Genomic DNA, 26,087 nt, shown 5'->3' with positions numbered 1-26,087 from the left:
ATCAAGATATACCAGTTTTTAGTTAATGAATAGTCCGGCTGAAATACCCTACAATAGTTTTATTGAAATCAATCGATTTTCAGAAACTCCGATTTATTTACAATTGGCAAATCAATTGGCAAAAGCAATACAATTAGGTTATTTACCAAGTGGAACAAAACTCCTTGGAACAAGACAATTGAGTTTGATTCTTAATTTACATCGCAACACAATAGTCAATAGTTTTCAGGAACTTGAAGCGCAAGGTTGGATAGAGATTGTTCCTAATAAAGGAAGTTATGTCTTGAGTCAATTTGCTCAAAAATTTCAGAAAACTACGATTCCTACACAATTTTCAATCAATTCCTACCCAAAGAAAACTGGTTTTAATTTTGAACAATCTATTTTATTGGATAATCCTTACGAAAGCTTTAACGAACGATTGTTTTTAACTGATGGAACCATCGATCATCGATTGGCAGAATTAAAAATTCCAGCAAAATTATATTCGGCAATTTTAAAACGAAAAACTTCTATTTCGAAGATAAATCAATCAAAAAACGACTATTTTCTAAAAAATTTAGCTAATTATCTCAATTTAACAAGAGGTTTACATATTTCGAAAGAAAATATAGTCGTCACAAGAAGTGCAGAGATTTCACTTTTCTTGATTGCTCAAATTCTCTTAAAACAAAATGATTATGTTGCTGTTTCAAATCTTAGTTACTACAAAAGTAATATAATGTTTCAGACACAACATTCAAAAATAGTTCAAGTTAAAACAGATGAATTTGGTTTAGACACAAGAGATTTACGAACATTGTGCGAACAACGAACTATTCGTTTTGTGTATGTAACACCTCATCATCATTACCCTACAACAGTAACATTAAGTTCACAAAGACGAATTGAATTGATTCAACTTTCACAGGAATTTGGTTTTGCAATTGTAGAAGACGATTATGATTTTGATTTTCATTACAACAATCACCCTATTCTTCCATTAGCAAGTTCGGATCAGAATGGAATGGTACTTTACACGGGTAAATTTGGAAATTACCTTGCGCCAGGCTATCGAATTGGATTTATTGTTGCTCCAAAAGATTTTATAGAAGAGGCGCGAAAGCATTTATCTATTTTAGACCAACAAGTTGACCCTTTTATAGAACAAACTTTAGGTGAAATGATTAATGAAGGTGAAATCAATCGAATACTAAAAAAACTACGAAAAACATATCAAGAGCGTCGCGATTATTTTTGCAAAAAATTGAAAGTTGAATTAGAACAATATCTTCATTTTAATGTACCAACAGGTGGATTAGCGATTTGGATTAATTTTAATCAATCAATTAATTTGATGGAATTAAAACGAAATTGTGCTAAAAAAGGGTTATTTATTCCGCAAACAATTTTATATCAAACAAAAAAACAAACAGCAATAAGAATAGGATTTGCTCATCTAAATTTTGAAGAAATAGATGAAGTTGTTACTATTTTGAAAGAAGAAATCACAAAAAAAGCTGAATAAAATTTCAGCTTTTCTATTATTTTTTCTCTCTCAACTTAAACGTCCACGTAAATTGAAATTCAGAAACTACATCTCCTTCCTCGTCTACGCCTTTACTTGTTACGTTTAGAGAAATCCCTTTCTTTGTTTCGATCGCTTCTTTTATAGCCGAATCTATTTTTTCTCCATCTTCACATGTAAACACAATTTTACCAATCGCTTTTTTCAAATACTTTGATTGCATTCCCAAAACCAACATCGAAATGTCTTCACCTGATTTTGCAATTTTAGCATTCGCCATCAAACCAGAAGAAAATTCTGCTGCCATACCTTGCACTGCCCAAAACATACTTTTGAAAGGATTTTGATTGAGAAAACCATATTTCACTTTAGTTGAAACTTTATTTTCTTCCCACGATTCTAAACGAACTCCAGCAATCCACGCAATTGGAATTTGCGTTGTCAAAACAGTTTTAAAAAGTTCTTTGTTCATAATTTTATCAAAAAGGTTAATGGACTAAAAGTAAATGTTTTATTTGAATTCTTCAAAAGCAATGTTAATTTATTAGTGTACTTGTTGTTAAAAATTATTGAGCAATACGAAAATTGAAAGAGCGCAACTTATTAAGCATAATATACGTTGGTTACTTTTCAAACCATAAATCTTTGGGGAATAAAAGTATCTCAATTCACCTATCGTATTAAGAAAAAAGAGCAAAAGGATCATAATCTTTTATAAAAAATGGGTTAGAATCATAATGAATCTAACCCAGGTTTTATTTATGTACTTTGACACTTTTAGAAACAGTGTCTTCAAGTTCTATTTTTACCCAATGATTATGCAAAAGATTATCAATTAATTCTTGCGATTTATAATCGATTGTGTCTTTCACTTGCTCTTTTGCATTCGTGTGTTCTTCTTTTCGATGTAAAGCTTTGTAGAAACGACGAACTTCGTTCAAGTTTTTCAAAATTAATTTCGGTGCTTCTGCTTTTTCTCCATTTTCTTCTTTACAAATCATTGTAAAATAAGAAGAGTTACAATGTTTAATTTCACCTGATTGAATGTTTTGACTTTCTACGCGAATACCAACGACAATAGAAGTACGTCCAACATAATTTACTGAAGCTTTTAGCGTCAATAATTCACCCACTTCTACGGGTGTTAAAAAATCTACTCTATCCACGGATGCCGTTACACAATACTTACCTGAATATTTGGAAGCACATGCAAATGCAATTTGATCGAGAAGAGAAAGAATGAATCCACCATGAATTTTTCCACTAAAATTGGAATGCGATGGAAGCATTAATTGCGAAAAAGTTACCAATGAACTTTTTACAGTTTTGTAAATCATTTTATCTGTTGTTGTGTGTGTGTTCAATTTTTTTGTATTAAATTAAGTTGATGAAATTCATCTGCAATATCTCTATTATTCGATAAACGAGGCACTTTATTTTGTCCTCCCAGTTTCCCTATTGATTTCATGTAATGTTGAAAACCATCTTTTTCAACTACCGAAATAATTAAAGAACGAAGTATATTTCCAGTAATCAAATCGTCATAATACGGATTTTGCAAACGCATTTGAATATCTAATTCACGATTAAATTCGGACATATTTTGAGGTTTATGGTCAAATTCTATTAACCATTCGTGATAAGGTAAACCGTCTATAGGATTCACCTGTGGAGCAACTGTAAATTCATTTACACTCGCTGGACACTTTTCTATTGTTTTTTGTAAAGCTTGCTCAACTTCATGACCAATCACATGCTCACCAAAAGCCGAAGTATAATGTTTAATACGTCCAGAAACAACAATTTTGTATGGTTTAGTAGACGTAAAACGAACCGTATCACCTATATTATACCCCCACAAACCTGCATTAGTATTGAGAATAAGCACATAATCTTTTCCGATTTCTACATCTTTTATTGAAATACGAGTTGGTTTTTCATCAAAAAATTCTTCGACTGGAATAAATTCATAAAATATCCCATTATTTAATAACAGTAATAAATCGTCACTTTTTTGTGTATCTTGATAAGCTATAAACCCTTCTGATGCTGGATATGTTTGAATACAGTCAATTTTTCGTCCAATTAACTGATTCACTTTTTCACGATAAGGTTCATAATTCACTCCTCCTGTTACCATTAGTTGTAAATCCTTGAAAATTGATTGAACATTTTCTTTCCCAGAAACTTTAATTAATCTTTCAAAATACATAATCAACCAAGGTGGAATTCCTGAGATTAGTGTCATATTCGCTTTCACTGTTTCGTCAACTACTTTATCTACTTTTGTTTCCCAATCTTCAATGACATTGGTTTCATAAGATGGTAAACGATTTTTTTGTAAATAATTTGGAACAAAGTGCGCACTAATTCCAGAAAGTCGTCCAACTTTCAACCCATTTTTATCTTCTAAAATAGGACTTCCTTGTAAGAAAATCATTTTTCCATTGACAAAACTCGAGTTATTTGTTTCGTGAATATAATGCAACAATGCATTTCTGGCAGAATTTATATGTGTTGGAACAGATTCTTTTGTAAGTGGGATATACTTTGCACCAGAAGTTGTACCAGAAGTTTTTGCAAGATAAAGTGGTTTACCAGGCCATAGCACATCAACTTTTCCCGCAATCACCTCATCAAAATAATGTTTTAAACCTTCGTAATCGTTGACTGGAACATGGTTTTTAAAATCTTCGTACGTATTGATTTGATCAAAATGATGATCTTTTCCAAACGTTGTATTTTTTGCAGCCACAATTAACTCTTTTAGAATTCTGTCTTGAGTTTCAAAAGGATGTTTAATCCATTTTTGTTCTTTATTGACAATGTATTTTGCAAAAATTTTCGCTAAAAAAGCTTTCATGTTGTTCCTTTAAAACATTATTATTGGTCGAATTTAAGTGAATATTCTTAATAATTTAACAACTTTTGTAATGATTTTTCTAACGAAATAAGTAATTACATTAAAGCTAAATTGTTAGCAATCATTTTATAATCTTTCTAATTTAACAAGTGTCTAAATTATCGTTATTCCATATAAAATTATCTTAAATTTCCGAAGGATACAAGATTTTTTCTAATCGAACGTTTTATTGTAGATTTGTTTTTATTCGCTATCATGAAAAAGATTATACTGAGTATTTTCGCCGCTAGTTTTTTAATCGGCTGTTCAACACAAAAAAATAGTTTCAAAAACCGACAATATCATAAGATGACGTCGTGGTTTAATGGGGTATTTAATGCTGAAGACGAATTAGATAAAAAAAATACTGAACTACAGACAAATTATATTGAGAATTACGCTAAGATTTTACCTGTTGGAATAGAATATTTCTCTGTTTCGGATTCGACAAATTTAACTGAATTTAATACACCTAATTTTGGAATTGGAGGTGGAAATCGTAATAATCAGGATAAAGTAGAGAAACCTATAGGATTTGCTGCTGTTGAAGCTAAAGCTGCTAAAGCAATTGAAAAACACTCGATGTTAATTAAAGGACAAGAAAAAAATCCTTTGATGGCTCGTGCGTATCTATTAATTGGAAAATCTCTGTTCTATCAACAAAAATATTTTGAAGCTTTAGATGCCTTAAACTATGTTGTAAAGAATTTTAAAAGTTCTAAATATGCACAAGAGGCAAATGTGTATAAAACAGTTGCCGAAATAAAAGGTGGAAATTATTTTGATGGAGCTGAAACTTTACAAAATTTATACGAAAATGATCCGTATAAAAGTAAAGAGCTAAAAACTATGATTGCGCGAACGTATGCTCAGTTTTTAATTGATCAAAAAAAGTACGAAGAAGCATTAGATCCATTACAAAAAGCAGAATACTACTCATCGAATAAAGAAGAACGAGTGCGTTTATTTTATACAATGGGACAAGTTTTTTCTAAACTTGGAAAACAACAAGAAGCAGGAGAAGCGTTTACAAAAGTGTATAAAATGGCTCCTGGTTTTGACTTAGAAATTAAATCGCAATTAGCGATTGCTGCTAATTTTGATCCTGCAATTAATAACTACGGAAATTACAAACAGAATTTGCTTGATATTGCCAAAAAAGGAATATATACATCAAAGAAAAACGAATTGTATTATGGTATTTCGGAAATGGCTTTTCGTGCAGATAAAATGGATGATGCGGTAGAATACGCCAAACTGAGTTTGAAAGATCCCATGTCTGATCCTTATATTCGTGGGCGCGCTTACGAAAATTATGGTGACATAAAATTCAAGCAAAACGACTATGTGTATGCTTCGGCTTACTACGATTCGGCTCAAACAACTTATAATTTAAAGGAAGATCAAGCAAGAATTCAGCAACGAAATGATGTGTTGAAAAAATTAATGGAAAAACATTATTTGGTTCAGAAAAACGATTCTATTCTAAAAATTGCAAAACTTCCGAAAGAAGAACAAACCAAATTTTTTACAGATTATATTGATAAATTAAAGAAAAAAGAAGAAAAACAAGCGGAAGAAGAACGAAAAGAAATGGAAACTTTTCAATTAGAAACCAAAACATCAAGTTTTACTTCAAGTTTTAATAATGCCGATAAAGGAAAATTTTATTTTTATAATCAAGGTTTAAAATCATCTGGTCAACAGGAGTTTCAACGTATTTGGGGTGGAATTTCGTTGAAAGATAATTGGCGTAATTCTAATGCTATTAGTACCGTAATAGAAGATAAACAGGCCGAATTAACGGGACAGGTTTCTGCTGGAAATCCAAGACGTTTTGAAATTGAGTATTATTTGGAGCAAATTCCTTCTACTACTAAACAATTAAATGATTTAAAAGTTGAACGTGATACAACACAATTAGCTTTAGGAATTGGTTATTTTGATACATTCAATAACAGCGAATTAGCAGGAAAAGAGTTAAAAAAATTGATTGCAACTCCTCCAAAATCAGATGATGTTAAGTTAAAAGCTACGTATCAATTGTATCGTATTTACAAGAATCGCGATCAAAAATTAGAGAATCAATACAAAGAAGAAATCTTAACAAATTATCCAAATACAATTTACGCTGGCTATATTTTGAATCCAGAAGTTGAATACATCACTCCAGAAACAAAAGAAGCTGTAGAAGCATATAAAATAGCGTATGATTTGTACAAAGAAGAAAAGTATGAAGAAGTAAAGCAAAAAGTTCAAGATGCAATTGTAAAATTTCCGACTGAAATTATTATTGCCAAATTTGTACTTTTAAACGCTTATGCATTGAAACAAACCGCATCTCAAGAAGAGTTTGAGCAAGCTTTGGAAGTTGTTGTTACTGCTTATGATGGAACAGATGAAGCAAAACAAGCGAAAAGATTATTGGAAAAATTACGAAGCCCAAAGCAAAAAGATGAGAATACACCTTTAATAAATGAAAACGAGAATACACAAAAAGTACTCGATAAAGAACCTGTAAGAAGAAAAAAATAATCCAATTCATCATAGATAAAATTTTCAGACTTAAAATTTTATTTAAAAAATATTAATTAATTATTTTTAAGTTAACAACAATTCTATCAAAAATTTATGAATACAAAAGATAATCCCAAACTGATAAAAGCTTGGATTTCTTACGATTGGGCAAATTCTGTTCATTCTTTGGTTATTGCTTCTGCTATTTTCCCCGTTTATTATACTGCAATGACCTATGATACGGACAACAATCCGATCAAGTTCTTAGGTCTATTACCAGAATCAGCGTTCAATTTTTCGTTGGCAATTGCTTTCTTTTTTGTCATCGTTTTATCACCAGTTTTGTCATCAATTGCTGATTTAATTGGGAATAAAATCAAATTTCTTCGTTTTTTTTGCTACTTAGGTTCTTTTTCATGTATTGGAATGTTTTTCTTTACATCGAGCGATTTGGTTTGGTTGGCTTTATTGCTCAATATCACCGCAAGTATTGGTTTTTGGGGAAGTTTAGTGTTTTACAATGCCTATTTACCAGAAATTGTTTCGGAAGAGAAAATGGATAAAGTTTCGGCACAAGGTTATATGTTTGGTTACATTGGATCAGTTATTTTATTGACAATTTGTTTGGCAATGATACAATTTGCGCCAGAAGAAAATCAAGGTATGTTTACACGAATAAGTTTCTTATTAACAGGTGTTTGGTGGTTAGGTTTCGGACAAATTGCATTAAGTAAATTACCCAATCACAAATTTGAAAGAGAAATTCCAAAAGACATCATCAAGTCAAGTTTTAGAAATTTGAAACTTACTTTTCACGACCTCAATCAATACAAAAACATTCGTGTATTTTTAGCTGGCTTTTTCTTTTATAGCTTAGCGATGCAAACCATCTTCTTAATGGCCGCCATGTTTGGAAGCTCAGAAATTGGAATGCAATCTACGGAATTAATTATGACTATATTATTAATTCAAATCGAAGCTGTATTAGGCGCATGGTTTTTCTCTTATTTATCAGGAAAAATCGGCAATAAAAAGACATTACTTATCGGTATATTCATCTGGATTATAACCTGTATTATAGGTTATTTAATCAATAAAAATGATCCAAATGTCAAAACACAATTCTATATTATGGCTGCAATGGTTGGTTTGGTAATGGGCGGTTTACAAGCTTTATCACGTTCAACATATGCAAAATTATTACCTGAAACAGAAGATACAACAACCTATTTTAGTTTTTATGATGTATTCGAAAAATTTGCTTTGTTCTTAGGTTTAGTTATTTATGGTTTATTGATAGAATATTCGGGCGGAATGAAAGCTTCTGCGCTTGCAATGGGTGTTTCATTTGCGATCAGTTTTGTTATTTTATTGTTCTATAAGATGGAAAAGAAATAAGAATTTGTCTTAAAAAAATAAATCAACAAACTTTTAATATATAGAGAATTTCACTACATTTCAAGAAAAATAATAACAGCCAAATAAAAAATATAAATGAATGGATTTCAATGAATTCAAAAATAAATTAGCTCAATCTACCAAACAAGCCTTTTTAGAAATTTATAACGAAAATCCTTCACAAGATCTATATGCCTTTGCTTTGTGCAATAATGAGTCGAAAATAGCCATTCACCCTTCTGCAAATTCTACTGAATATTTGGAACAGGTTGCGGATGAGGACGATTTTCATTTCTACAAATTCGAGCCTTCTGAATGGAAATTTGATTATCTGGGAGCAAAAGAATCTTTTAATGAAATCAATCAAATCTGTAAAGAAATTGCTGATGAGCATGACGATGATGAAGATTGGTTTTACCAGTTCCAAAATCAATTAAATGAAAAATGTATTGAAGTTTTACACGAATTAAAAGAAGAACAGTTCTTTTCTAAATTAACTGGAAAAGATATTTTCTTAAATTTTTCTGTGATAGACGATGATTTGAATAAAGATATTCAACGAAAAATTATCACTCAATTAAATGATAATCAATACAAAGATGATTATTTTGAATGGATGACAACTTGGGATAAAAACAAAAAAAGAGCTTTATAAAAAGCTCTTTTTTTTGATATAAATTGAATTTCTTAAATTTCTTTTCTTAATCTCGCAACTGGTATGTTTAATTGTTCGCGATATTTTGCAATTGTACGACGAGCAATTGGATAACCTTTTTCTTTTAGAATTTCTGTTAACTTTTCATCTGTTAAAGGCTTACGCTTGTCTTCATCCGCAATTACATCTTGTAAAATACGTTTTATTTCGCGAGTAGATACTTCTTCTCCGTCATCATTAGTTAACGATTCTGAGAACAAATCTTTTATCAAAAATGTTCCGTAAGGTGTTGTTACATATTTAGAATTTGCCACACGAGAAACTGTCGAGATATCCATTCCAATTCGATCCGAAATATCTTTTAAAATCATTGGCTTGATTTTCGTTTCGTCACCCGTTAGGAAATATTCTTTTTGAAATTTCATTATCGCTTCCATCGTATACAAAAGCGTATTACGACGTTGCTGAACCGCATCAATAAACCATTTTGCAGAGTCTAACTTTTGTTTAACAAACATCACAGCCTCTTTCTGTTGTGTCGATTTATTTTCAGTTTTCTTATAGGTATCCAACATTTCAGCAAATGCACTTGATATCTTCAACTCAGGAACATTTCGACCATTTAACGTCAGTTCTAAATCTCCATCATTGATATTGATTGTAAAATCTGGTGTAATTTGTTCAATAATTTTGCTACTGCTTGAAAAAGATTTTCCTGGTTTTGGATTCAAGCGTTCTATTTCTGTAATTGCATCGCGTAATTCGTTATCATCAACGTCATATTTTGCCATTAATTTCGAATAATGCTTTTTAGTAAACGCATCAAATGATTCATTAATTAATTTTTCTGCCAATTCAACCGCTTGTGTTTGCGTTTTATTTTCTAACTGAATTAATAAGCATTCTTGCAAATCGCGTGCTCCTACTCCTATTGGATCCATTCGTTGAATATAATTCAACAACAAATTTTCTACTTCTTCTGGCGAAGTATAAATATTAAGTGAAAATGCCAAATCATCTACCAAAGATTTAATATCACGACGCATATAACCGTCGTCGTCAATATTTCCTAAGATAAATTCACCGATTTGAAATTGTTCTGAAGTCAATCGATAAGTGTACAGTTGTGAGGTTAAAAAATCGATAAAACTTTCTCCTTGAGCATAAGGAACAGATTTATCTTCATCGTCGTCACTATAATTGTTTGTATATGTTTTATAATTTGGGACATCATCATCGCTCAAATAATCATCAATATTGATATCACTTGTATCGATAACCTGTTCATCGCCATATTCATCATTCTGATTATCCCATTCTTCCTGCTCTCCTCCATAATCATCATCGTATTCAGAAGATTGATCATCCAAAGCAGGGTTTTCTTCCAACTCTTCCTTTACGCGTTGTTCAAAAGCAACCGTAGGAAGTTGAACCAACTTCATTAATTGAATTTGTTGAGGCGATAGTTTTTGTTGTAATTTTAAATTTAATTCCTGCTTTAACATATTTTGGGTTTTGGCTTATATAAAAAACGGATTTAGCTTAAAGTTACAATATTTAAGCATAAATCCGTGTAAATTATTTCTTATTAAAATTCCGCATTGTTCGGCGTTCTCGGGAAAGGAATAACATCACGAATGTTACCCATTCCAGTTACAAATAATACCAAACGCTCTAAACCTAATCCGAAACCAGAATGTGGTACAGAACCGAAACGTCTTGTGTCGCGGTACCACCATAATTCTTCTTTATCAATTCCGAATTTTTCCATTTTTTCATCTAAAACTTCTAAACGCTCTTCACGCTCAGAACCTCCGATAATTTCTCCAATACCAGGGAATAAAACGTCCATTGCACGAACTGTTTTTCCATCATCATTCATACGCATATAGAATGCTTTGATTTCCGCTGGATAATCAAATAAAATTACAGGTGTTTTAAAATGTTTTTCAACTAAATAACGTTCGTGTTCAGATTGTAGGTCTGCTCCCCAACCTTCGATTGGATATTTAAATTTACCTTTTTTATTTGGTTTAGAATCTTTTAAGATATCAATTGCTTCTGTATAGCTTAAACGAATGAATTTGTTGTTTAATACATATTCTAAACGTTCGATCAAACCTAATTCAGAACGCTCAGCTTCTGGTTTTTGTTTTTGTTCTTTATCAAATCGTTCAGCTAAGAATTTCAAATCATCTTGACATGTTTCCATTGCGTAAGTGATGACAGATTTCATGAAATCTTCTGCCAAATCCATATTTTGATCTAAACGGAAAAACGCAACTTCAGGCTCTATCATCCAGAATTCAGCTAAGTGACGAGATGTGTTCGAGTTTTCTGCACGGAAAGTAGGTCCAAATGTATAAATTTTACCTAATCCCATTGCTGCAGTTTCTCCTTCTAATTGTCCAGAAACCGTTAAGTTCGTCGCTTTACCAAAGAAATCTTGTGTATAATCTACTTTCCCTTCTTCATTTTTAGGTAGGTTATCCATATCTAAGTTAGTGATATGAAACATTTCTCCTGCTCCTTCAGCATCAGAACCTGTGATAATAGGCGTATTGATGTAACAAAATCCATTTTCGTTGAAATATTTGTGAATACCAAACATTAAGGCATTACGAACACGCATTGTTGCAGCAAAAACATTTGTTCTGAAACGTAAATGCGCTTGCTCTCGCAAAATCTCTAAACTGTGCTGTTTTGGTTGTAAAATAGTTCCTTTTAAATCTTCTGACGGCGCAGTTCCTAAAACTTTGATTTCTTTCGCAATGATTTCAATCTCTTGACCTGCTCCTTCACTTTCTACGACTTCTCCTTTTACTTGTAAAGACGCAGCTGTAGAAATTTGTTTTATAATCGACTCGTCAAAATTTTCGAAATCTATTACTACTTGAATATTATTAATTGTAGAACCGTCATTCAACGCGATGAAACGATTACTTCTGAACGATCTTACCCATCCATTTACAACTACTTCCTGTAGCAACAAATCCTTGCCTTTTTCTAATAAGGCTTTAATTCCGTACGATTGCATATTTTTTTAATTTATCCTTACAAATTTAGTTATTATTTAAAGTTATAAAAATTATAGGCATAATTTTTGCGAATATTTTTTAACCAACCTAAAAATCCTTTACAATTTCAATAAAAATGTAAAGGATTTTTGATTTTAGTTTATTTTTTGAAGTGATTTTAGCTTTTAAAATGAGCGATTATGAAGCGAATTTAGAATGATAAAATTGCACCCTACAAGAAATTCAAATTAACCGTTAATTTTAAATAGAAATTATCTTGAAATTTTTCTTCTGAATATGCACCTAAACGATAGAAAGCGCCTAAACCAAATGTTTTGAAAATTAAATTATTTACTTCAACTCCTGTTTCGTGGTAATAATGATTCAATGTTTTAAACTCTAAATTTTGATGATCTGCTCTATCTTCCATATCCCCTAAAACACCACGGTAAACAAATTGAGGGAAAATAATTCTGTTTCCAACCTTCACACCAGCAAAAATATGTTTCAACTGAAAAGATACAAATTTATCCGAATAAAATTCTCCTGGTCGCATTGTTTCGAAATTTGTTAAACCTCCAACACCAAAGTTAGCAACATCATTTCGTTTTGCATTACCTTGTCCTTCGAACAAGTTCATCAACGGCATTTTACCTTCAACCCAACCTGCGTTGATGTTTAAATTGGTTTTACCTACACGCGTATCAAAAACATCAAAGTAAGAAACATTAAAACGCAATGGATTATAGTCCGAATTGAACACATCCCAATATTTGGTTAGTGTTGCATAGAAAACAGATTTACCACTATTAACAGTCACTTTTCCGTAGGGCGTTCTGATAAATTTGTCTTTTGGTGCAAAACGAATTGCTAATTGCGTGTTATACAAATCGTACCAACCATTCGTATTTAAGAATGAATAATTAAATTCTGCTTGTTGTTTTTCGTAATTTGTCGAAATATTGAAGGTTACATTCTTAAATATATCTTGTTCATAACCAAAAGAATATCGTTTAAAAGAAAAATATTCGCGGTTATAAATATTACTAAATGCACCACTGATTAAACGTGTATAATTTGATTGTAATAAAATTGGAGTTTTTCCAGAAGCAGAAACATCTTGTGAATATTTTGCGAAAATTCGACCTGAATAAGGTTTATTCACAAAATAATCTCCTCCATAACCAAACTTGAATGTTTCGTCTTTAAAACCGTAAGCAGAATACGCATTCAATGAATATTTGTCGCTCCAGTTTTCGTTTGTATTAAAAGCAGCCCCAAGTCGAAAACCTTCGTAATCATTAAACGCTAAAATTTTTGTCAAATCAAGATCAACTTTTCCTAACGATAATTTTCCTCCTGAATTGATAATACGCATTAACTTCATTTGACGTTCTAATTTATATTTATCGCCAATACTATCAATTGTTGTGTAGGTATTTCGCTCTTTATTCGACAACGAATTATCTCGATAATCTTCCATCACATTATCCCATTTCTTTTCGTTCATATTTTGAAACGAAATTTCGTCTTCGTAACCTAAAAATTCATTACGCTTAAAATGAGCTGGATTTTGAATATCCTTGAAAGTTGTTTCGAGATTAATCCATATTTTTTCTTTTTTATCTATAAAATCGTCTGATGCTAATTTTTCAGTAACCTTGAAATTTCCAGCCTCCATGCGATATTTTTGCTGATTCGGCACCCAAGTTCCATTGTTCAGTTTCCAATCAGCTTCTAACTCCGCAACATAATTGGCACTTGTATTTTCTCCTTCGAATTTGATTAAAGCATTAGTTTTGTCATCAATCCAAAGCGTTCCTTTGATCTGACGTTTTTCTGATTTGATAGATGGAAAAAAGCTAACAACTGCTGTTTTTCTTCCTTCAATAAAAATATCTTCTTTAAAACCATAACGGTAATGAGAAAGACCTTCTCTACTTATAGGATTAACAATTCCATTGAAGAAAAAATTGATTTTATCTTGATCAAAATTAAATGCAATCGGTTGCATTGCCAAATATTCATATAACGGAGAACGCATACCAGAAATTCGAGAAGATTGAACGATATTTTTCAAACCTAATCGTTTCGAAACTTTATGATCCATCGCACGTTCACCTAAAAATAAGTGGCTATTATCTAACAGTTTTTTCCATTGATTATTGACAGAATCCTTTTGATTCTGTGGTTGAATAATATAAGGAATCGAATCATTATTTACTGTACTCCAGAATTTGGTGTATGATTTCAAAAAGATATTACCTCCTTTTTTGATCGTGTTTTTGGATTGATTGCGAATGGCTTTGATGATGATATTTCGTCCTACAGAATCGTTAGTGGTAAAGGTTACCTCATCTAAACTAATGAAAGATGGTTTCATCATAATTTCGACTATTTTTTTTCCGTTAGTCTGAATACTTTCTGTAAAATATCCGTTTTTTATCACATCAATAAAATGAATTGAATCGTTGATGTTCAATTCTCCCAAATCATCTGTTTGACCAAGAAATTGTTTTGTATCGCTATAAATGTTGGCACCTGTTAAACGAAATTCATCTTGAGCATCGAAAACTCTTACTTTTATTTGAGCAAATGCAGCAATTGAAATACAGAAATTTAGCAAGAATAAATAGTTCTTCATTTTTTGAAATTGATTATGCAAATAAATAAAAAAAGCAGCGAAACGCTGCCTTAAAATATCTTTTTTTCTTGAAAGATTAAACTTTCATGATTTCAGCTTCTTTTTTCGTTAAAGCTTCTTCTAATTTCTTAGAAAACTTATCCGTTAATCCTTGTACACGTGTTTCGTAATCTTTCACCATGTCTTCAGATGCATCTTTTGTACTTTTCAGCGCTTTGTTTGCGTCTTGACGAGCATTACGAATAGAAACTTTTGCATTTTCCATTTCAGCTTTCGCCATTTTCACCAACTCTTTACGACGCTCTTCTGTTACTGGTGGAATACTAATAATAATAGAATCTCCATTGTTAGAAGGTGCAAAACCTAAATTAGCATTAATAATTGCTTTTTCGATTTCACCAATTAAATTTCTTTCGTACGGTTGAATGCTCAATGTCATTGCATCTGGTGTATTTACGTTTGCAATTTGAGTTAACGGAGATAAACTACCGTAATAATCAACACGAACTGAACTTAACATAGCAGGATTTGCTTTACCTGCTCTTAATTTGTCAAATGCAACATTTAAGTGATCAACTGTTCCTTGCATTTGTTCCTTTGCCGTTTCTAAAATTAGATCTAATTCTTCCATTTCGGGATTTATTTATTTGTTACAAGAGTACCTACGTTTTCTCCTAATATTAATTTTTTCAAGTTACCATCTGTATTCATATCAAATACAATAATAGGTAAATTATTCTCTTCACTCAAAGTAAAAGCTGTCATATCCATTACTTTTAAGTTTTTATCGTACACTTCTTGATAAGAAATTGTTTCAAATTTTTCTGCAGTTGGATCTTTTTCTGGATCAGCTGTATAAATTCCATCCACACGTGTTCCTTTCAAAATAACATCTGCTTGTGTTTCAATTGCTCTTAATACAGCAGCTGTATCTGTTGTAAAGTACGGATTTCCTGTTCCAGCTCCAAAAATTACTACACGACCTTTTTCTAAATGACGCGTCGCTCTTCTTTTGATAAATGGTTCTGCAATTTGTTCCATACGAATAGCTGTTTGTAAACGCGTATTAACTCCAGCATCTTCCAAAGCTCCTTGTAATGCCATACTATTTATCACGGTAGCCAACATTCCCATGTAATCTCCTTGTACGCGATCCATACCAGAAGCTACACCCTGAACACCTCTAAAAATATTACCTCCTCCAATTACGATTGCCACTTCGCAACCAAGTTCTGCTACTTCTCTAATTTGTTGAGCATATTGTTTCAGCATATTTGGATCGATACCATATTGTAAATCTCCCATTAATGCTTCTCCACTTAATTTAAGTAATATTCTTTTGTATTTCATTTTGTCAAAGGTTTTCTTTTGCAAATATAATTTTTCTATTCTGATTTTTCCTAACGTTCGAAAATGTCTAATGCATTTTTTGTTGTAATTGTTGCTATTTCAGCTGGTGTTTTGTGATAAATATCTACTAATTTATCACAAATATATGTTAGATAACTACTTTCATTTCGTTTCCCACGAAACGGAACTGGCGCTAAATAAGGTGAATCTGTTTCGAGAACGATATGATTAATGTCAAAATCACCTAAAAATTGATCTATTTTACCATTTTTAAATGTTACGACTCCTCCAATTCCTAATTTTAAATTGAAATCAATTGCACGTTGCGCATCTTCTTTTGTTCCTGAAAAGCAATGAAAAATTCCGAATAATTTTTCGTCTTTCACTTCCTCTAATACTTCAAAAACTTCGTTGAATGCATCACGACAATGAATCACAATTGGTAAATTCTTTTCTTTTGCCCATTCAATCTGCGTTTTAAATGCATCTTGTTGTGTTTTTAGAAATTCTTTTTCCCAATACAAGTCGATTCCAATTTCACCAATCGCTTTAAATGAACGTTTGTCAATCCATTCGCGAACATGAGTTAATTCCTCTTCTATTGTGTATGGATGAACCGAACACGGATGCAATCCCATCATCGCAAACATCGAATCTTGATGTTGAGCTTCTAATGCCAACATTTTGTCTGTATAACTTTTGTCGATTGCAGGCAAATAAAGTCGCTCTACTCCATTTTCTTTTGCTCGCGCAATTACTTCATCTCTATCATTTTCAAATTGTTCTGAATAAAGATGTGTATGTGTATCAATTAACATTGTTTTAATTTTGATCTTAAACATTCTTTTTCAAGCGAAAAATCAAGCTGATTGTCTTTTTCTAATTCATTCATCAAAGCAATTGTTTTAACTAAAAATTTTTGATGATTTTCTGATTCTTCATTAAAAGGATGATGATTCATCGCTGAAATGACTTTGTTTATTTTTTGATTAATAGTATGTGTTGATTGCTCTAAATAAGTTGCTGAAAACTTTTCCCAAATGTAATCAACTGCCTGTTTAGAAGGATGAATAAGATCTTCTTTAAAAAAACGATAATCTCTCAAATCATCCAAAACCAATTCGTAAGAAGGAAAATAGTCAACTTGATTATATTGAAGATTCAGTTGATACAAAGCATCTATTAATCTTGCTTTACTCACATTATTTTCGATTATTCCATCTTTTGTATGACGAACTGGACTAACTGTTGTAATCAATCTGATGTTTGGATTAATTTTCTTCAAATCTGAAACAATTAATTCTAACGATTTTAGATTTTCTTTAGTAGTCAACAATTTTTTTTCAAATTGTTTTGCCTCAACTTTATGACAGTTTGCAACAATTTGATTGGTGTTTTTCCATTCGTAAATCCATGAAGTTCCCAAGGTTATCATTACAACATCACAAGAGTAAATAAACTGATAAACTTGCTCCAGAGTTGAATTTAATCTCTCTAAAACTTCAACTTTTGTAAGTGCATTAAACGACGAATGTACATCAAAACAGAAAAATTCTTCTCCATTCTGATGTACATCTGCAGTTGTAAAGTATTTTTTATGAATGCTTCTTTCGATTAATTTTTGAATAGAAATTGTATTAAAAATTACGCCAAACGGATTAACACATGCATTAAATTTTAAATCGACTAAATATTTTCCAATTTTGTCTGAAAAGCAAGAACCAATCGTCAAAATTTGATGTTGATGATGCAGCTTAAAATCAGAAGGTTGAATTTGGAAAGTCGTTCTAAATTGCATTTTTCTTATCCTTCACGATCAATTAAAACTTCACTCAATTCTCTTAAATACGTTTTTCGTTCTTCTGGAACATCAATTTGATCCAAATAACTATGCGCTTTATTAGTATATTCTCTAATTAAGGTCGATAATTTACGGTTTACATTCAGCTTTCTGAATAATTTTTCTACCGCATATACCTTATCTATATTATCGGTATTTGAACTATACCAATATAATAACTCTTCCTTTTCTTCCTCATTTGCAGCCTCTAAAGCTGAAATATAAAGAATTGTTTTCTTATTCTCGAAAATATCACCGGCATGTTTTTTACCTAAATGCTCAAGGCTACCAAACACATCCAAATAGTCATCTTTCAACTGATATGCAATACCTAAATTCAAACCATATTGGTATAATTTATCTGCATCTTCTTCAGAAGCATTTCCAATCATCGCGCCTAATTTTAGGGCACAACCAAGTAAAACACTTGTTTTAAGAGAGATCATTTTGATATAATCTTCATACGAAACATTTAATTTCGTTTCGTAATTAACATCCAATTGTTGTCCTTCACAAACCTCTAAAGCTGTATGTGAAAAAAGTTTCGTAGAACGCTTAAACAATTCAGGTTCCATATCTTCTAAATATTGATAAGCTTTTACCAACATGGCGTCACCAGAAAGAATTGCTGTATTCAATCCAAATTTTTCATGAACAGTCGCTTTGTTTCTTCTCAAAGAAGCATTATCCATAATATCGTCGTGCATCAACGAAAAATTATGAAAAAACTCGATTGCTAAAGAAGGTTTCAATGCTTTTTGAACATCACCATCAAACAAATCAGTTCCCAATAAAGTCAAAATTGGACGAATTCTTTTACCTCCAATATTCAAAATATAATCCATTGGTTCGTATAATTCTTCTGGATTTTTAGAAAATGGATTGTTATCGATTGTTTCGGAAATTAATTCGTGAAATTTATCAAATGAGTACATAGTTTGATTTTTGTAAAATTAAGTTTTGGCAAATATAACTAAGAATGATTGATTTTGGCTTGTTTTCTTTTATTTTTGATAAGGCAAAAAAAATCATTCCCAACGATTAAATACAAAGCGATTTGTCCCACAATTGCTAAGATAAAATAAGGATGCATTCTTTCTAGTACCATTTTTAGGCTTTGCAAAGAAGGAATTGTCCAAAAATAAGTCGAAACGATGATTAGAAGTAATGCATTTAATCTAAAAATCCATATTTTATTCAATTTATACATTCCCAAATGAAGGAATAATGAACCCAAATAAGTATAAGCCAATACTTCGAAAAAAGCAGTTGGTACAAATTGTTCTCGAAATAAATTAAAAACATCTTTGTGATTGACAAATAAATAAACTTCAGGAACGAGGTAACTCCAATGATTTGCAACAAAGAAAAGCAAAAGATTAAACATCAAAATAAGTGTAAATTGATCTTTAAACTGATCAATAAACATCCAATAATAAGCGACTTTTGAGAATGATTTTTTTTGGTTCATTTAACGAAACAATTCACTTACTATTTGATACGATTTTCTTTTTGCTTTTTGATCAAAAACATTTGTAGAAACCATTATTTCATCTACTTTAGATTCGAAAATAAATTCATCAAAAGCTTGCGATAAAGTACCTTTGCTCCCAATAAAAGATAATGCGGTCATACCTTTTAGCATGTATTTCTGTTCTGGTGAAGCGAGCTCTAATTGTGTTTTTTCTGGTGGCACAATTGGTTGACGTTTATCGGTAATAATATTGAGAAAAGCTTGGTACATTGACATGGATAAATAATGTGCTTGCTCGTCTGTATTTGATGCAATTACATTAACACAAGCAACTGTATAAGGTTCTTTCAAAAATTCTGAAGGTTGAAATTGAGAACGATAAATTTCGACCGCGTTATAAAACTGTTGAGGCGCAAAATGCCCAGCAAAAGCGTAAGGTAAACCTAATTTAGCCGCCAAAAAAGCCGAATCTGTACTAGAGCCCAAAATGTAAAGTGGCACATTTGCACCTTCTCCAGGAATTGCACGAACTTTACTATCTTTATTATCGGTGCTAAAATAGTTTTGTAAGTCTTTGATTTCAGCTTCAAAATTATAATTCATAAAATTATTGCCACGACGTAAAATAGACGCTGTTAACTGATCCGTACCTGGAGCACGACCAAGACCTAAATCTATCCGATTTGGATAAAGGGCATCTAATGTTCCAAATTGCTCTGCAATCGATAAAGTAGAATGATTTGGGAGCATAATTCCACCCGAACCCACTTTTATTTTTGATGTTCCATTTGCTACATAGCCGATTAAAAGTGAAGTTGAAGCACTTGCGACATTTTGCATATTGTGATGTTCCGAAAGCCAATAACGACTATAACCTATTTCATCTACAAATTTCGCATTTTCTAATGTATTTTCAAATGTCTGATTTAATGACTCTCCTTCTCTAACATAAGCCAAATCTAACACTGAGTAATTTATTTTCTTTAATCTTTCCATTATAAAAATTCTAAGACCAAATTACGAAGAAAATAATACAAAAAAAATTCCTCTAAGAGTCGTCTTTAGAGGAATTCATTTTGTAATTAATATAATAGGTTTAAGTTGTTAAAGTTATCATGTAGTTTGCTTTATAGGTTAGCATTAGTAATCGTCTAATAACTTGTGTCAAAATTATGCACATCTAAAATAAAAATCATTTTTTTGTGGGGGACATCAAAGGGGACAAACAATAAAAGACTGTTTAACAAACATTTAAGTAATATAAAAATTTAGAATAAAAAAACATTTTAGAGATAATCATTAGAAAAAACAACAACATTAATAATTTTTAGATGAAATCATCACGCTCAATTATATTAAAATTATAAATTAGTTATAGATCTATCTTTTTAAGATGATATATTTTTCGAGAATAATCAAAGTTAATAATTTATAGACTGCTAATTAACAATATGTTAATATAAATAAATTTTACTATTATCTTTGATAAAAAATATGTATGCATAGAATCTTTATTTTATTTACGTTTATACTATGTAACACTTTATTTACAACTTCATTTACTTCCAGTCGAGAAGCAAAAGATTTAGTGCTATTAGATTATGTAATTAATCAAAATAAAGATGTGAAAGATTCTATTCAATTAAAAAGAAATTTTGATATTCTACGTAGTAAATCAAATGATTACGTTTCAAAAAATCTGAATATTATTTATCAAACTTTATTAGCCAATATTTATGCTGAAAAATTAGATAAATTAAATCCAAAAAGTGAACAACTTTTTAATTCTGCAAGAAAAACTGCAAAAGATTTAGGCTTAATAGATATGCAAATTTGGATAAATACTCAATTTGGTTACTATTACTATAGTTATAATCAATATTTAAAGGCTTATCCTTATTTTATGGAATCGTCTAAGTTATTAGATTTTGCAGACAATAATAATGTTTTCCAGAAAAGTGATGTTTACAAAAAAAATGCTTTTTTCTTTATGAATGTAAAAGAATTGGATAAAAGTGAAAAATATCTATTTTTGGCACTGCAATATGCAAATAAAAAAGACAATGAATACGGCTCAATTCTGAATGCCATTGGACATATTTTCCTTGAAAAAAAAGATACCGCAAAGGCTAATCATTATTTTAATCAAACCAAAGAACACGCCGTAAAGAATAATGATAAAATTAGGTATGCAAAAGCGTTAGGAGATATTGCTGGTATTCAAATTCAAAATAAAGAATATGAGCTTGCAATTCAAAATTTAATAACGGATATCGAAATTTCTAGAGAAAGTAAAAATCATAGAAATTTAATGTACGCTAATATTCAACTTGGAAAATTATATTTGCAGTTAGACAGAATTGATGAGGCAAAAGAAATATTAAACGAAGCAAAAAAATACACTTCTGGAAAAGCTTATCTTAATAGTTTTGAGAAAGATATCTTCACACTTTTACTGGATATTGCTATAAAAAAAGGAAATACAGCAGAAGAACTCGATTTTCGACGCAAATTAAGTGAGTTAGAAACTGAAATAAAGCTTACGGATGGTGAAAATGTAATCAATGACATAAATTGGAATATCCAAAAAAATAATTTTGATTATAAATATGAAACTGAAAAAATAAAACGTGAAAAAACCATTCTGCTAAAAAATGCACTTATAATTATTTCTATCTTACTAACTATCATTGTTTTATTCGTTTTTATATCATTTAAAAGAAAAATGAAAATTCAAAATTCTATAAATGACAACAAAGTATTAAAATTACATAATGAAAAATTAAAGTCTGAAAGCCGCTTAAATAAGGCTAATAAAACCTTAGATTCTTACAAGATATATTTAGCTGATAAAAATACACAGATAGAAATATTGAATAAAGAAATTGATAATTTATCAAAATCATCCAATAAAAAAACAGAAGAACATGAATTACAATTGAATAATTTGTTGAAATCTCATTTGATGACGGATGAAAATTGGAATAACTTTAAAAAAGTTTTTGCATCTGAAAAGGCTGATTTTGTATCGTATTTAGAAAATAATTTTTCAGATTTAACTGAATCAAATTTACGGATTATTTACCTTACAAAATTAGGTTTAACGAATATAGAAATAGCTCATTTGTTAGGTATAACGCCAGATTCTGTTAAAAAAGCAAAACAACGACTTCGAAAAAAATATGATAATTATGAATTAATTTTTAAAGGCATTCAGAATTAAAACATTATTCTATTCGTAATTTATTCAAATTAGAACGGTAATTCTCAAGCAATAAACTTTCTGTAACATAGCCTTCAAACTTACCTTTTTTAGTTAATAAAATATATTCTGTTTTTTTACTTTCCATCATCTTCATCACAGTTGCTGCGTTTGTAAAGATTGATGTAGAAGAAGCGCTTGTAATGCATTCAAGATAACTTTTTCCCTCTAAATTATCCTTAAAAATAAATGATCGAATATTGTCTAAAACGATAATTCCATGAATAGATTGATCTTCATTTAAAACAGGAATAAAATCTTGGGTAGTAGTCGAAAAAATAGTTTTGATATCTTCTATTGAATCATAAACTGTCAATGTTTTAATATTCTTGATGTAAATAGAAAATAAATCTATTTTATTAAAAAGATTACGATCTTTATCCGAGGTAAAAACAATTCCTTTATCCGCTATTGCGTATATATCCATCGAATATTTGTCATAACGTTTAGAAATTGCAAAACTGATAGAAGAGACAATCATCAGTGGAATCATTAATCCATAACCTCCTGTAATTTCTGCAATCAAGAAAATAGCTGTTAAAGGTGCATGAAATAATCCACTCAAAACTGCTGCCATTCCAACAACAGTAAAATTTCCTACAGGAACATCTTTGAAACCGATGAGATTAAATACTTTTGCGACAACATAGCCCAAATATGAGCCAACAAACAAAGATGGTGCGAAATTTCCTCCGTTTCCACCACTTCCTAATGTCAATCCTGTTGCAATAGATTTTATTAAAATAGTTACAAAAACAAAGGCTAAAACAACCCATTGATTAGTCCTAAAATCTTCTAACAAAGAATTATTCAGAATAAAACCTGCTTCATCATTTGCTAAATATTTAATACTTTCATAACCTTCTCCAAATAAAGTGGGAAAAAAGAAAATCAAAATTGCTAAACTCCCTGCTCCAACCATTGCTCGCCAATAAACATTATCCGAATAATTGCCAATAAGATGTTCCACTTTACGAAATAATCTGGCATGATAAACAGAAATAAAGCCTGCCAATACACCCAAAATAACATAAAAAATCACATTATGATAATCAAAACCTAAAGCATACCGAAATGATAATAACATATTACTTTTCAATGTTAAATTTGCAATCAAAGCTCCTGTTGCAGAGGATAACAACAATGGAATAAAAGCAGTAACACTCATATCTGCTAATACAATTTCTATAGCAAATAATACACCTGCGATTGGCGCATTAAAAGCCGCTGCAATACCTGCCGCAACTCCACATGCCAATAACAAAGTACGTTCTTTATATTTAAACCTATAGTATTGTGCATAATTTGATCCAAAGGCTGCACCTGTGATGGTAATTGGCGACTCTAAACCTGCTGAACCACCCATACCAACAGTTAAAGAGCTGGTAACAATTTGTGCATACATTTGTTTTTTAGGCATTATTCCTGATTTTTTAGCTACAGCAATCATAATTTGAGAAGTTCCTTTTTCTATTGAACCATTCAAAAATTTTTGCACAACAATAACCGTAAGCAAAATCCCAATAATCGGAAGTATACTATTAATATAAGGAAGCTTAACTAAATTATTAATGTAAACTGTAAATTGAAAAACGATGTGTGCAAATGTTTTTAAAACGATCACAGCAAATGCAGATGAAATCGCAACTAAAATACATGACAAGTACAAAAATTGTCTTTCTGTCAGTACAAGTTTTAAGAGATTCAATAAATTTTGAAAAAAATTAATTGATTTTTTGAGATATTGAAAAAACTTTTGTTTAGAGGAAAGCTGCATAGTCCAAAAATAGTATTCCTTTTCTTTATTGCCTAATTATATTTGCTCGAATTAAGCAAAAAACAAACCAATTCTCTAATTCGTAAATATTTTGAATAAATATTTATTCATGTTCGATAATTTTACATTCATTATTTTAGTTCAATGCGCCAAATTTTTTTTAAAATAATATTATTACTAGCTCTTTTCTTTAATAATTCATCAATGAATTCAATGAATTTCTTTATAATAATCAAACTACTTCAAATGAATAAATTACTGATTATAAATTATTTAAACTTTAATAAATCGGAAAACAATAAAACATTAATATAAAGCCACTTTACCATACAGTAATAATTCTAATTTTATGATTGAAATAATTAACACAAATTTTAAAATGAAAAAGATTTACTCAAAACTTAAAAGTATTGCATTTTTATCTGCACTATTAGTAGGTTCAAACTTTGTAAATGCACAAGTTTATGTAATTGGTGATGGACAAACTGCATATAGTGTGTCTACAGACGGAAAAGTTGTAACTTTAAATACTGTTGATAATAATTATTATTGGACTCCAGATAAAGGTATTCAATTACTAGGAGAAATTGCTCCTGACACTGCAAATGGAGGTTCTGTATTAGTTACCGAAGATGGTAAGAAAATCGCTGCAATGACAATGAATCCTACTGATGGAAAAAACCAAATGTCTATATATGATATTGAAAAAGATACTTGGAAATACTTAGGAGGCATCGGAGGACGTAGTCAAGATATAAGTTCTGTTTGGGGAATGAGTGCAGATGGAAAATACATTTCTGGTTTAGCTGAAACTCCTGATGGTAGTTTTCATGGAGTAGTCTGGAATGAAACTACTGGTTTTACTGATTTAAAAACAGATGGAGAGTATTACTCTCGTGCAAACGGAATTAGTGATGATGGAAAAATTGCAGTTGGCTGGCATGATACTAACTGGGATCGTTGGGGTGTATATTGGGAAAATGGTGAAAGACACCAAGTTTTAGATCAAGAAGGCTATGAAGTACTAGAACTAGGAGGTATCTCTGGAGATGGTAAATGGATGATAGGTGCAACAGGTGATGATATCGCAATGCGTTATAGTAAAGAAACTGGTGTGCAAAAAATTGAACATCCGGATCAAGGTATCTATTTTAATGGAATGTCAAGTGCTATCAGTAGAGATGGTAGCGTTGTTGTAGGATTTTATAGACCATGGCCAGGACCAGCAGCAATGGGTGAAGGTTTTATTTGGACAGAAAAAACTGGACGTGTTGAACTTAACGAATATGTAAGTTCATTAGGATATGATGATTTAGGAATTACTTTCGCTTTACCATTAGGAATGTCTAAAGACGGAACTAAAATTGTTGGTTTAGGAAGAACCGACATGGGAACTGTATCTTTCCTTATTTCATTACCTAAATTAGGAACTTCTGAAGTAAATACTACAAAATTTGAAGTATATCCAAACCCTACTACAGATGTAATTAATATTGAAACAAAAGGACAAGTTTCTTCATCTATTTTATACAATATGGCTGGACAGAAAGTTCTTAACTCAGATCAAAAACAAATTAATGTTTCTTCTTTGCCAAAAGGTACTTATATCTTAAAATCTACTATTGATGGAAAAGATGTAACAAAGAAAATAATCAAAAAATAATTCTTGTAACGTCCTGAAAAAATGATACAGGATTAGACCAATAAAATTTTATTTTAAACAGTACATATATTCGTATTTGTA

General features: G+C 30.7%; 20 protein-coding genes. 6 read left to right on the top strand and 14 right to left on the bottom strand.

Annotated elements, in window-relative coordinates:
- Positions 1–25 precede the first annotated feature (25 nt).
- Positions 26–1,507 carry an aminotransferase-like domain-containing protein gene (locus HX088_RS05495; protein ID WP_284583757.1) on the top strand — a complete coding sequence of 494 codons (1,482 nt, stop codon included), beginning with the start codon at positions 26–28 and terminating at the stop codon, positions 1,505–1,507.
- Between the two features lie 16 nt (positions 1,508–1,523).
- Here HX088_RS05495 and HX088_RS05490 read toward each other — a convergent pair whose 3' ends face one another.
- From HX088_RS05490 to HX088_RS05480, 3 genes are all read right to left on the bottom strand, one after another.
- Positions 1,524–1,979 carry a DUF4442 domain-containing protein gene (locus HX088_RS05490; RefSeq protein WP_260543313.1) on the bottom strand — a complete coding sequence of 152 codons (456 nt, stop codon included), beginning with the start codon at positions 1,977–1,979 and terminating at the stop codon, positions 1,524–1,526.
- Between the two features lie 283 nt (positions 1,980–2,262).
- Entirely contained in the window at positions 2,263–2,844 is a 582-nt protein-coding gene (locus HX088_RS05485) for an acyl-CoA thioesterase (protein ID WP_171621787.1), read from the bottom strand.
- 23 nt (positions 2,845–2,867) lie between these two features.
- Positions 2,868–4,370, bottom strand: coding sequence for a GH3 family acyl-acid amido synthetase (locus tag HX088_RS05480; RefSeq protein ID WP_260543315.1), 1,503 nt, complete (start codon positions 4,368–4,370; stop codon positions 2,868–2,870).
- A gap of 255 nt (positions 4,371–4,625) precedes the next feature.
- Here HX088_RS05480 and porW point away from each other — a divergent pair, with 255 nt between their 5' ends.
- From porW to HX088_RS05465, 3 genes are all read left to right on the top strand, one after another.
- The gene (porW, locus tag HX088_RS05475) at positions 4,626–6,944 is read left to right on the top strand and encodes a type IX secretion system periplasmic lipoprotein PorW/SprE (RefSeq protein WP_502875132.1); all 2,319 of its coding nucleotides are present in this window, start codon (positions 4,626–4,628) and stop codon (positions 6,942–6,944) included.
- 96 nt (positions 6,945–7,040) lie between these two features.
- Positions 7,041–8,324: an MFS transporter gene (locus HX088_RS05470; protein ID WP_171621765.1), complete on the top strand. Its 1,284-nt coding sequence runs from the start codon at positions 7,041–7,043 to the stop codon at positions 8,322–8,324.
- Between the two features lie 100 nt (positions 8,325–8,424).
- Positions 8,425–8,979, top strand: a complete 555-nt coding sequence (locus HX088_RS05465; RefSeq protein ID WP_260543322.1) for a DUF4303 domain-containing protein — start codon at positions 8,425–8,427, stop codon at positions 8,977–8,979.
- A gap of 32 nt (positions 8,980–9,011) precedes the next feature.
- Here the strand turns inward: HX088_RS05465 and rpoN are convergent, their stop codons facing one another.
- The 10 genes from rpoN to HX088_RS05415 form a co-directional block, all read right to left on the bottom strand.
- Entirely contained in the window at positions 9,012–10,484 is a 1,473-nt protein-coding gene (rpoN, locus tag HX088_RS05460; protein ID WP_286483635.1) for an RNA polymerase factor sigma-54, read from the bottom strand.
- Positions 10,485–10,567: 83 nt separating this feature from the next.
- Complete coding sequence (gene asnS / locus HX088_RS05455; protein ID WP_260543325.1) at positions 10,568–12,016, bottom strand: asparagine--tRNA ligase; 1,449 nt, start codon at positions 12,014–12,016, stop codon at positions 10,568–10,570.
- A gap of 212 nt (positions 12,017–12,228) precedes the next feature.
- Positions 12,229–14,640, bottom strand: coding sequence for a DUF5686 family protein (locus tag HX088_RS05450; protein ID WP_286483634.1), 2,412 nt, complete (start codon positions 14,638–14,640; stop codon positions 12,229–12,231).
- Positions 14,641–14,716: 76 nt separating this feature from the next.
- Positions 14,717–15,271: a ribosome recycling factor gene (gene frr / locus HX088_RS05445; RefSeq protein ID WP_286483633.1), complete on the bottom strand. Its 555-nt coding sequence runs from the start codon at positions 15,269–15,271 to the stop codon at positions 14,717–14,719.
- An 8-nt stretch (positions 15,272–15,279) separates the two neighbouring features.
- Positions 15,280–15,990: a UMP kinase gene (pyrH, locus tag HX088_RS05440; protein WP_171621759.1), complete on the bottom strand. Its 711-nt coding sequence runs from the start codon at positions 15,988–15,990 to the stop codon at positions 15,280–15,282.
- Positions 15,991–16,040: 50 nt separating this feature from the next.
- Positions 16,041–16,808, bottom strand: coding sequence for a TatD family hydrolase (locus tag HX088_RS05435; protein ID WP_284583763.1), 768 nt, complete (start codon positions 16,806–16,808; stop codon positions 16,041–16,043).
- Positions 16,802–17,788 (bottom strand): GSCFA domain-containing protein, encoded by a 987-nt coding sequence (locus HX088_RS05430; protein ID WP_286483632.1) that lies wholly within the window; start codon positions 17,786–17,788, stop codon positions 16,802–16,804. Before HX088_RS05430 ends, HX088_RS05435 begins: the two co-directional genes overlap by 7 nt.
- Before the next feature lie 5 nt (positions 17,789–17,793).
- Positions 17,794–18,765: a polyprenyl synthetase family protein gene (locus HX088_RS05425; protein ID WP_284583765.1), complete on the bottom strand. Its 972-nt coding sequence runs from the start codon at positions 18,763–18,765 to the stop codon at positions 17,794–17,796.
- A gap of 38 nt (positions 18,766–18,803) precedes the next feature.
- The gene (locus tag HX088_RS05420) at positions 18,804–19,301 is read right to left on the bottom strand and encodes a hypothetical protein (RefSeq protein ID WP_286483631.1); all 498 of its coding nucleotides are present in this window, start codon (positions 19,299–19,301) and stop codon (positions 18,804–18,806) included.
- Complete coding sequence (locus HX088_RS05415; RefSeq protein ID WP_286483630.1) at positions 19,302–20,300, bottom strand: LLM class flavin-dependent oxidoreductase; 999 nt, start codon at positions 20,298–20,300, stop codon at positions 19,302–19,304.
- A 502-nt stretch (positions 20,301–20,802) separates the two neighbouring features.
- Here HX088_RS05415 and HX088_RS05410 point away from each other — a divergent pair.
- The gene (locus tag HX088_RS05410) at positions 20,803–22,527 is read left to right on the top strand and encodes a tetratricopeptide repeat protein (RefSeq protein WP_286483629.1); all 1,725 of its coding nucleotides are present in this window, start codon (positions 20,803–20,805) and stop codon (positions 22,525–22,527) included.
- 4 nt (positions 22,528–22,531) lie between these two features.
- Here the strand turns inward: HX088_RS05410 and HX088_RS05405 are convergent, their stop codons facing one another.
- The gene (locus tag HX088_RS05405; protein ID WP_286483628.1) at positions 22,532–24,343 is read right to left on the bottom strand and encodes a chloride channel protein; all 1,812 of its coding nucleotides are present in this window, start codon (positions 24,341–24,343) and stop codon (positions 22,532–22,534) included.
- 379 nt (positions 24,344–24,722) lie between these two features.
- Between HX088_RS05405 and HX088_RS05400 the strand changes: the two genes are divergently transcribed.
- Complete coding sequence (locus tag HX088_RS05400; RefSeq protein WP_260543341.1) at positions 24,723–26,006, top strand: T9SS type A sorting domain-containing protein; 1,284 nt, start codon at positions 24,723–24,725, stop codon at positions 26,004–26,006.
- The last annotated feature ends 81 nt before the right edge of the window (positions 26,007–26,087 follow it).

The organism is Empedobacter sp. 225-1 (genome assembly GCF_030328185.1).
GTDB classification, from domain to species: Bacteria; Bacteroidota; Bacteroidia; order Flavobacteriales; family Weeksellaceae; genus Empedobacter; species Empedobacter stercoris.
Note: the sequence above shows the minus strand (reverse complement) of the source record. Positions and strands in the feature narration are given on the sequence as shown.

Coding starts and splice junctions, on each gene's coding strand:
- HX088_RS05470 (WP_171621765.1), top strand. CDS start 7,041: ATGAATACAAAAGATAATCCCAAACTGATAAAAGCTTGGATTTCTTAC.
- HX088_RS05465 (WP_260543322.1), top strand. CDS start 8,425: ATGGATTTCAATGAATTCAAAAATAAATTAGCTCAATCTACCAAACAA.
- HX088_RS05450 (WP_286483634.1), bottom strand. CDS start 14,640: ATGAAGAACTATTTATTCTTGCTAAATTTCTGTATTTCAATTGCTGCA.
- HX088_RS05420 (WP_286483631.1), bottom strand. CDS start 19,301: ATGAACCAAAAAAAATCATTCTCAAAAGTCGCTTATTATTGGATGTTT.
- frr (WP_286483633.1), bottom strand. CDS start 15,271: ATGGAAGAATTAGATCTAATTTTAGAAACGGCAAAGGAACAAATGCAA.
- HX088_RS05425 (WP_284583765.1), bottom strand. CDS start 18,765: ATGTACTCATTTGATAAATTTCACGAATTAATTTCCGAAACAATCGAT.
- rpoN (WP_286483635.1), bottom strand. CDS start 10,484: ATGTTAAAGCAGGAATTAAATTTAAAATTACAACAAAAACTATCGCCT.
- HX088_RS05415 (WP_286483630.1), bottom strand. CDS start 20,300: ATGGAAAGATTAAAGAAAATAAATTACTCAGTGTTAGATTTGGCTTAT.
- HX088_RS05495 (WP_284583757.1), top strand. CDS start 26: ATGAATAGTCCGGCTGAAATACCCTACAATAGTTTTATTGAAATCAAT.
- pyrH (WP_171621759.1), bottom strand. CDS start 15,990: ATGAAATACAAAAGAATATTACTTAAATTAAGTGGAGAAGCATTAATG.
- HX088_RS05490 (WP_260543313.1), bottom strand. CDS start 1,979: ATGAACAAAGAACTTTTTAAAACTGTTTTGACAACGCAAATTCCAATT.
- porW (WP_502875132.1), top strand. CDS start 4,626: ATGAAAAAGATTATACTGAGTATTTTCGCCGCTAGTTTTTTAATCGGC.
- HX088_RS05405 (WP_286483628.1), bottom strand. CDS start 24,343: ATGCAGCTTTCCTCTAAACAAAAGTTTTTTCAATATCTCAAAAAATCA.
- HX088_RS05430 (WP_286483632.1), bottom strand. CDS start 17,788: ATGCAATTTAGAACGACTTTCCAAATTCAACCTTCTGATTTTAAGCTG.
- HX088_RS05480 (WP_260543315.1), bottom strand. CDS start 4,370: ATGAAAGCTTTTTTAGCGAAAATTTTTGCAAAATACATTGTCAATAAA.
- asnS (WP_260543325.1), bottom strand. CDS start 12,016: ATGCAATCGTACGGAATTAAAGCCTTATTAGAAAAAGGCAAGGATTTG.
- HX088_RS05410 (WP_286483629.1), top strand. CDS start 20,803: ATGCATAGAATCTTTATTTTATTTACGTTTATACTATGTAACACTTTA.
- HX088_RS05435 (WP_284583763.1), bottom strand. CDS start 16,808: ATGTTAATTGATACACATACACATCTTTATTCAGAACAATTTGAAAAT.
- HX088_RS05400 (WP_260543341.1), top strand. CDS start 24,723: ATGAAAAAGATTTACTCAAAACTTAAAAGTATTGCATTTTTATCTGCA.
- HX088_RS05485 (WP_171621787.1), bottom strand. CDS start 2,844: ATGATTTACAAAACTGTAAAAAGTTCATTGGTAACTTTTTCGCAATTA.